This is a genomic window from Acidithiobacillus sp. TH-A36, from assembly GCF_057473445.1.
Window position 1 is genome coordinate 1 of the sequence record NZ_JBYCKP010000270.1, and the last position, 1,409, is coordinate 1,409.

A 1,409-nucleotide genomic window follows, 5' to 3' on the forward strand; every position below is an offset into this window, starting at 1 on the left:
AACCAACCGGATTCATCGCCCTGATCTATGATGAATTGCACGCCCACGACGAACCCATACAACATCAGGAATCCAATCCCATCAAAGGGTTTAGTCAACCGCGCGCTGTCTGGAATCTCTTTCCCACTCAGCCACATCGACAACACAAAAAGCGGGATGGAAAGTACAAATATATAACGCCAACTGACCGCCGTGGCCAACCAGCCGCCGATGAATGGACCGATGTAAAAGGGAATTAACATGGCATTGGTCCATAGAGACATCATCAGCGACCGGCGGTCAGGCGCACTGTAGCGAATGAAAATGGTTTGGCTGAGGGGAACCAGTATCCCAGCGCCGAGGCCTTGCACACCACGAAATAGCAACATGACCCAGATATTGCTGGTACTGGCACAAACAGCGCTACTGACTATCAAGGCGAGCACCGACCCATTAAAAGCGCCACGAATGCCCATGCGTGCTGACACCCAAGGCATCAGCGTGGAACCAACAGCCCAGTTCACCACCATAAAGGTGAGCACCCAGACTGCATGGTGATCACTGGTCGTCAAACTTCCCGCGAGATAAGGGAAAATATTTTGAACAGCAACCGCGATAAATGCGCTGGTACTTAATGCAAGTCCGACACCCCAAAACAGGCGCGATGAAGGTCTGTTTTTCATATTGGCAGAAATATAGTCATTTAATCTTTTTCTATGCTGACCATAAGTATTGTATAGTGAATTTACGTTTTTTCTTATCTCACACTCAACTAAATAATTGGATAGGAGTAAATATGAATCAAATGCACAGCCATGGTTTTTCACGTCGAGAATGGGAGGTTCTCTTGACGGATAAGTTTTTGCCAGGGGCGGTAGAGACAATGACGGAAGGTTCGGTTGGTTACATGGCGTCTGAATCTGCGCATGACAGGCTATGGCGCACCCAGATCAGTGTGCATCCCCAGTCGATCACACACACGAAATCGCATCTCGACAGACTTCCAAAAGAGCAACGAACTTCAGTAATTGCTCATGTTGTCGTCAACGGATTAGGTTTTATTGAACAAGATGGCAGTCAATTACCATTCAACGACGGAGACATCTCCTTCCGGAATCTTGAAAGTCCATCGCGAATTGTATTTGAACAGCCAAGTGTCTTCTTTGCTTTAAAATTATCAAGATCCGTTTTTCTAAATGGTATATCATTCGGGAAGAGCAGAACCTTTACTGCGCATCCTCGCATTACTCCGCGTACATCTCTTTGCGCAGAAGCCGTTCGGCATCTTCTGTTTGGCAAGGCGTCTGCCGTCGAAGACTTCTGCATATCAAATGCGCTTTCGTGGTTATTTGCCGCCGCCTACCATTATAACGGCGAAGAAATAGCAAAAGAGGAACCTCGTTTAGAGAATGGATATCGATGGCAGCAAA

2 protein-coding genes are annotated in these 1,409 nt (G+C 47.1%); one reads left to right on the top strand and one right to left on the bottom strand.

The window, feature by feature from the left end; translation table 11 throughout:
- Positions 1–662 (bottom strand): MFS transporter (locus AC2VLY_RS07210; protein WP_486922011.1); only part of this gene is annotated, 662 nt, incomplete at its 3' end.
- A gap of 113 nt (positions 663–775) precedes the next feature.
- On the opposite strand from AC2VLY_RS07210, the gene AC2VLY_RS07215 reads away from it, so the two are divergent.
- A partial coding sequence (locus AC2VLY_RS07215) for a hypothetical protein (RefSeq protein WP_486922012.1) occupies positions 776–1,409 on the top strand: 634 nt, incomplete at its 3' end.